Raw genomic sequence first — 6,537 nt, forward strand, 5'->3', positions numbered from 1 at the left:
CTCCACGACCGGGCGCATATTCGTCGTCCGACGCCGCCCGCCACGACGCGCTGGCGGGATCAGCGGTTTGATCAACGTCCATTCCCGGTCCTTCAAATCACTTGGAAAACGAAGCACGTCTCGGTTATGCCCACGGCGAGCGATAGCAGTCCAGCTCATCGAAACCCCATTTGATTTAGCACCAATAGGGAATCACAACTGCCTGTTATCGCACAACTTCTTTTAAATCGGGCTCTTAGACATGTTCCACCTCGATTTCGGAGAATACTTTCGGTTGAAGCGCTTCCACAATATTTGGATGCGTTATTCTTGTTCCAAGAAGACGCTTGTGCTCGCTAATATCGATCCGGGATGGGCGAAATACGTCGCGCAACGCGGCGATACTCGCGTACGGGTCTAGCGAACCACAAAAAAATACGTCTATCGCGACCATGCGTTCTTCGTGCCAGGTATTTACGCAAATGTGCGATTCAGCGAGAATTGCGAAGCCCGTGACGCCCCCATCTTCGCTATATTTTCTATAACTCGATTCCAGCATCGTGGCGCGGCAGTCATGAACGGCTTGCGCTACCGCCGCCTCAATCGCTTCAGTATCTCCCGTATTTTCTGCATCCCACATATCGATAAAGAGATGGGTTCCGGCGCATACTCGGTCTGAGCTAGGGTAATTTATTCCGCCTTTAGGCGCTCCGTTCAGCATATATATGCTCCGCTTCTTGGTTTTGCATTGGGTGTGCAGGCGGCATAGCCATGATCTCCGTGGTGGCTTGGAGAATATCCTTTACGGAGGCTTCGTCTGGGTTTGTACCGCCGGCAATTGGATAGATCTCAGAGGCTTCGCCAAAATTCCTTAACAACGACAGCATGGGACCGGGCGACACCGCCCAATCCAAATAGGTATATTCATTCCCCTGAACCGTGTTTCTCAAAGGGTGTTGGACGGCCCAGTTCATGCTGATTGTGATCAGAGAGCCCGTTTTCCGCCAGCTTTCTAAGGCCGAAAACAATTGCTGCCTTTCAGCAGCTCCCTCGCCCATGCCAAATAGGAGGGATACCCCAACCTTGATTCCGGCTTCGGACAAGATCTCAACTGCTTTGTCCGCGCGTTCCATCCACGAACCCTTCTTGGTGGCGATGTTCTTGTGAAGACCTCCAACAAGTTCTGGGCGCGGTGTCTCGACCCCGATGAAAAGATACTCCAGGCCCATGCGGCCTAGTCTTCGTGCAAGGGCTGGGTTATTAACGATTTGGTCAATGGTCGCTTGTCCGCCAAGCCGCACAGGATTTTCGAGTGGGTCGAATACCTTTTCAAACTGGGCTACGAGGGCCGAATTCCATCCAAGAAGAGTTGAGTCTTCAATGAACGCCGAGACAGGAAAGTTTTCGCCGTAATCTGCCTTGACTACGCGGTGGGCTGCTGCGAGCTGGCCGCATAACCGGTGGGGGCTTGTCTTGAACTGTCGAGGAGGCCCGACAACGCTGACCCTCTCACTGCAGAAGATACAATCATAGATACATCCACGCCCGATGTCGCTGAAGACGTGCGCGGTAGGCGCGCCACCAAACACGTCAAAGCTAGTTGTAATTCCGAACATTTCGGCTGGGGATGGCATCCCATTATAATCGAGCGGCATGCCCGAAGAGCACACAGTGTGGACCTGATCGTCCATGATTGTGCCGGCGATCCAGTGCCCCGGGGTGGTCGTCAGGTGGCCCAATGAGAATTTCGCCTCCCTTGGCGAAAAACCTCTTGCTTCCAAGGAAGCTACGACGCACCCAATTTCCGCGATAAAGTGTTCACCATCTCCGGAGAGCACGATGTCGAAACAGTTGGAAACTTTTCCGTCAGCAATTAGCCGCAGAGGGGACGCTAGATGATGTCTTACACGATTTTCGTCATCCCGATATATTGTTTCGGTGGCGTGGCGACCGCCAAGAACGATACAAACGTCATCGCCTAGAAACTCTCTGATGTATTTCGCTGTCTCAATCGCACCACGGAAGCATATCGACATCGCTCCTATGAGAACTAAATTGGGCCGGACCCGGACTAATAGCGGCGTTAGCCTTCGCTGCACATCGTCCATGTCAGATAGCAGAAGCGTTGATTGTCGCCTGTCACTCCTGGTGCCGCGCCAATTGCTTTCGCCCCATGCACCTTCCGCCTTGGATGCCAGTGACGCAGCATATCTGCAGGCATTGTAGAGGCTTGCCGGATCGGCGCTTGATAATGCCATTTCGCCCGCCTCGCCGTGAGAAAACTGGGGGGCAGAACACGCGATTACACGTAAGCCCACGGGCTTCCTCCACTATCTATAATATTTTTTGAAATGATTCGGGCGGTTAAGCGATCCTTTCTTCGGTATTAGACTTGGTCGTATCCGATGGCATAAGTATTGATACAGCAAATATGCTAGTATAACCGCGACGTACGCAGAATACACCAAGTGGTAATGCTCGGTATATTTGATAATCTGTCCTCCGCCGAAATTGCCTTAAGGGGTGCGCCGTTTACGCCTTGGGTCAAGCTGGGGGACGTTGGACTGCTCAGTTTCATCGCGATCACGTTTTTGTGGCTGGTCTGCCTGCCAAGTTCCTGAATGTATCGACCTGTCGCTCTCGCGCGTGGGCCGGAAGGACATAAATAGCAGGCTCAAGAAATAGATGACCTGAAGCAAAAACGAAGCCGCTAAGGTTACGGCGAACGCTTTGAAGATGGAAAGCGAGGCAGCGTAAGCCGAAACAGCACTGGTGCACGTGACCAGCAGCAGGATGCAAAAAAAGGTTCTAAAGGGCAAGGTCTTGCTCCCCGTTCGTTCGTCCAATGTTTCAACTGCGTCAACGCCGACGATTTCGCCCGATTCGTCCACCCTATGAACGTGCATGACTTCGCCGTGAGCAGGCGTTGAAACAGCGTCTGCAATCAATGCGGGCTGCGCCGTCGACAGCGATCAAATACTTCGGCATTCAGCTGGTGCCATAGGTTGCCAAAAGCCGGGTAAGCGCGAATACGCCAAAGTGGCGACTTCTTCCTTCGCGGCTTCCAACTCGGCAAATGCAATGAATGTCTTCCGCCCTTCAGTGTTGACCTTGTCCAGTGGAACGGGAGGCCTTCGGCAACGTAGTAAACGCCGCAATTTTGAGGCGTCAGCTTTCCGTTTCTCGTGCCCATGGCGCCACGCTCGCGGACTCTGAGCGAACCGGCGCGATAGAGTTCATTCTCGCGGATCCTATCATTCGTCATTGCGCTCATAGGAGCACCGGGGAGCGGCGATCAATACGCACTTGCAAGCTTTCCAGTGCGCCCGCAACGATGAGGCCCTTGTTCACTACTCGGTCCATCGGAACAAACACAGGATCAAGCACCGGCCGGCAACATTCAAAACGTCGCGCGGCTTCCGTCATCATTATTGACGGCGAACGATAAGGTTTACTACCATCGCCTCCCAAAAGCGCTATTTTCCCGGCAAGAGGGATCGGGTACCCGTCAAAGATCGTAAAGGCGGTTAACCCAGCTCGCAAAGCTTCTTCCCCAACAAATAGCGAGTGCATGTCGTCGAAGCGGATCATCTGAATAAGATCACTGCCAATTAAACCGGAGATCGATGCAATGCTGTTGCGATCAGGGAGCTCAGCGGCGCGAAAGATCGCACTTTCCGACTCCAACAGATACACAAAATTTTCCATATCCTTGCCTTCTAATTTCTTGAAAAGAGCCCGTGCCCAGCTGCTTTTGGCTGGAGCGAAAGCGACTTGTCCATCAACTCGGGATAGCGACAACGCGCGGCAATATGCAGATTTCAGTGTGCTGTGTAAATGGTCCTGCGCCAATTCGGTTCGGCTTAAACCAAGCTTGGCTCCGGACGCGGCGCTCCGATAGCGATCATCATGTTGTATTTGATGTGATATTATGATTGGCATGTTTTTATTCCGGCACGCCCCTATACAGAATTCGCGCCAACAATGTACGCGACGATGTTAAACCATACCGGCGGCCGCGCAGTCGACCAGGGCGGGTTCAGCAATCGAACGTGGCGGCCATCGGCGTCGCCGCTCGTATGGCTCGACATTTGTCCCACTTTTGCGGAACGGAATCCCGACCTTGGGCAGATTATGCAAACGAGTGCGTGTTCCAGATTTGACGAGATCTTTACGTTGTACGAATACCCGGCAGAATTAGAAACCATCTCCCACCGCTGCAGACGCGAGCGCCTGAACTCGAAGCTGACGAGTGGAGCTTCTATCAATGCACTCCTTACGACGTTGAAAGCAGAAAGAAAATCTGCAATCGGCGAGTTCCATCCGAGCATCACGACATTTGGCTAGCGCAACCGGGGCAACAGCCGCGCTCACTGTTGGCTTACTCAAGTGCGCTGAGTGCCGCGGTCGCGAATTCGCCCTCGGTCCCCAGGCGTTTTTGGTGCCGCGTTTTGAGCGTTATTCAAAACGCAAATGATGACATCCAATCAATCTATTTTTCCTGATTGGCGACCTTGGTGCATGACGGAGGTGTCTAACCAAGGAAGCCGATCGCGACCGCAGCGGAGAGCGTACAAAAATGCAATAGATAGGAAGCGGCAGATTTTATTGCGTATCCCGGAGAGATACTGGCGCCGCCTTGTTGCTCGCTATGGCGGCGGCCTTCGGAGCGCGGCGAACAGGCCCGGTCTCCAACTACTCTGAGGACTATAGAAGAGACATATGGATAACTCTATCGGCTAACGCGTCTTTGCGCAGGCGTTGATCTTTGATCTTCGCTCGGATTGCTGCATTCAGACTGCTCGATCGGCGCCGCAGATTGAAAGCCTGCGTTTGTCCGTTTGGCGACCACTGGAGGCGGGATCGCCTCCCCGCTGCACGGGCGATCGAGGCTTCAAGTGTCACTTGCTCAAGCTGGCACAATCTTTGAATGTTCGCCTTGCGAGGGCCAAAGCAGCCAACTGAATTCGATTATTGGAGAAAGTGACGAAGCGCATGCCAAATGTGCATCACATCGGGGTCTCGACGATAGCGGACGCAGCACGTCAAACCAGCATAGCCGTCGACCACTGCGACGATTGCCAAACACTCTATGTCAGCCGACCATGCCAGATGGGTCTTAGGTTATATTTTGATGACTATGTGCTCTTCCGCGTTTTTTCGCGCGCACTTGAAGAAATTGAGATGGGGATTGCCACCGCGACCGAGGCAACCGGCCTTTCACTTAGGGAGCTGCGGGATATTCCAACCCGCAGTTTCCCGGCAAGGCTCATCCGCGCCTTTGCCCTGCAAGAGGCGAGTGATTGCGTGCGTGATGCGGAGGAGCAACTGTTGCGCGATATGCTTCTAGCGTATGTCCGGCCAGGCGACCCTGAGGGCGTGCGTTTCGCTAAGATCATTGCGCGACGTTCCATGCGTGAAGACCACCTCTGGCGGGATCTCGGCTTGCTTGACAAGACCGAACTTGGCAGATTGCTGTTCGCGCATTTTCCGGCGCTGGCGGCAGGCAACACCAACAACATGAGGTGGAAGAAGTATTTTTACCGCAAGATTTGCGAAGCTGAAGGCTTTTCCCTTTGTAGCGCTCCCAGCTGCAAGGAATGCGGCGATTTTAATGAATGCTTTCTGCCTGAGGAAAGCGGAAGTCTTTCTGGAGCGGCAGAGTTCGTCGGGCGCCAGATCTTGAAAACGTGAAGGCCCCAGATGCAACCTAGCGGGCTTGTCCGGCGACGTTGGACCGAGAACGGGGATCCTTGCTCCCGATATTTGCGACTGTGCGGCACGCGCAAATGCCACTTCCTTAAAGATGAGCGGTGATGTCGTCGTCGGATGGTGATCATCGGGCGATTTTGATAGCACCTACTAAAATTGCCATAAGCTCTTCGCCGTATTCGACTACGCGATCCACAATTTGTCGGAGCTGAGCGTGCGCCTGGAAAAAAGCATCTGCGACTAGCGCTTTTACTTGATACCTTGCTCCGATCTTTGCTGTAGCCTTCGAGCATTTCCTCAGAATTGACCCGCTGACGATCGAAACCGGCTCTGTTGTCAATCTCAGCCTATGGCGAAACAATCCGGCCGCAAGACTGCAGCTGCCAAGCTGGCGGCATTCCTCCTATGTGTTCATGGAGACAGCATAACAGCGAGTTTGTTGTAAGCGACAATCTCTACTGTGCCTTCATCTGCGTTCTGCTGATCATCCGGCCTTAATCCGACGCGTGGTGCGAAGCCGATCGGCCATCAAGACGGTATCGATCTGTTTGGCTCTACGACTTGCCACACTACTTCTGTCCCTTCGCTTGGGATGTAGGGATACGGACGACATTTGTTGATCTTTGAGGCTAGCGATTTCGAACCGACAAAACCTCACAGCCGCTTCGTCCAGTTTGGCGGCTTCGGGACAAGAGTTTGTCGAACCCGCCTTCGAAAGTTTGGAATTAAATAGCTGAAGATCAGCAAACCAACTGTTTTATATGCTGCTGCCCACATGGCACGGGTTTTGAAGACTGCCCTGGGAGGCGGCGCGAGCTGCCGGCCTTTTACTCAGCGATGGATGGA

5 protein-coding genes and 1 pseudogene are annotated in these 6,537 nt (G+C 53.4%); 1 reads left to right on the top strand and 5 read right to left on the bottom strand.

Annotated features, from left to right (window positions below):
• From CO667_RS34095 to CO667_RS34120, 5 genes and pseudogenes are all read right to left on the bottom strand, one after another.
• Positions 1 to 159, bottom strand: a pseudogene (locus CO667_RS34095) (IS5/IS1182 family transposase); the annotation flags it as partial.
• 76 nt (positions 160 to 235) lie between these two features.
• Positions 236 to 700 (bottom strand): adenosylmethionine decarboxylase, encoded by a 465-nt coding sequence (gene speD / locus CO667_RS34100; protein ID WP_097622241.1) that lies wholly within the window; start codon positions 698 to 700, stop codon positions 236 to 238.
• Positions 681 to 2,087: a radical SAM protein gene (locus CO667_RS34105; RefSeq protein ID WP_245433424.1), complete on the bottom strand. Its 1,407-nt coding sequence runs from the start codon at positions 2,085 to 2,087 to the stop codon at positions 681 to 683. The genes speD and CO667_RS34105 overlap by 20 nt, the downstream gene beginning before the upstream one ends.
• A 408-nt stretch (positions 2,088 to 2,495) precedes the next feature.
• A complete protein-coding gene (locus CO667_RS34110; protein ID WP_239621156.1) occupies positions 2,496 to 2,927 on the bottom strand; it encodes an exopolysaccharide production repressor protein in 432 nt (143 codons plus the stop codon).
• Between the two features lie 322 nt (positions 2,928 to 3,249).
• A complete protein-coding gene (locus tag CO667_RS34120) occupies positions 3,250 to 3,687 on the bottom strand; it encodes a hypothetical protein (RefSeq protein ID WP_007636966.1) in 438 nt (145 codons plus the stop codon).
• Between the two features lie 1,287 nt (positions 3,688 to 4,974).
• Here CO667_RS34120 and CO667_RS34130 point away from each other — a divergent pair.
• Positions 4,975 to 5,673: a nitrogen fixation protein NifQ gene (locus CO667_RS34130; RefSeq protein WP_097622243.1), complete on the top strand. Its 699-nt coding sequence runs from the start codon at positions 4,975 to 4,977 to the stop codon at positions 5,671 to 5,673.
• The last annotated feature ends 864 nt before the right edge of the window (positions 5,674 to 6,537 follow it).

The organism is Rhizobium sp. L43, from assembly GCF_002531725.1.
In the GTDB taxonomy this organism is placed as follows: domain Bacteria; phylum Pseudomonadota; class Alphaproteobacteria; order Rhizobiales; family Rhizobiaceae; genus Rhizobium.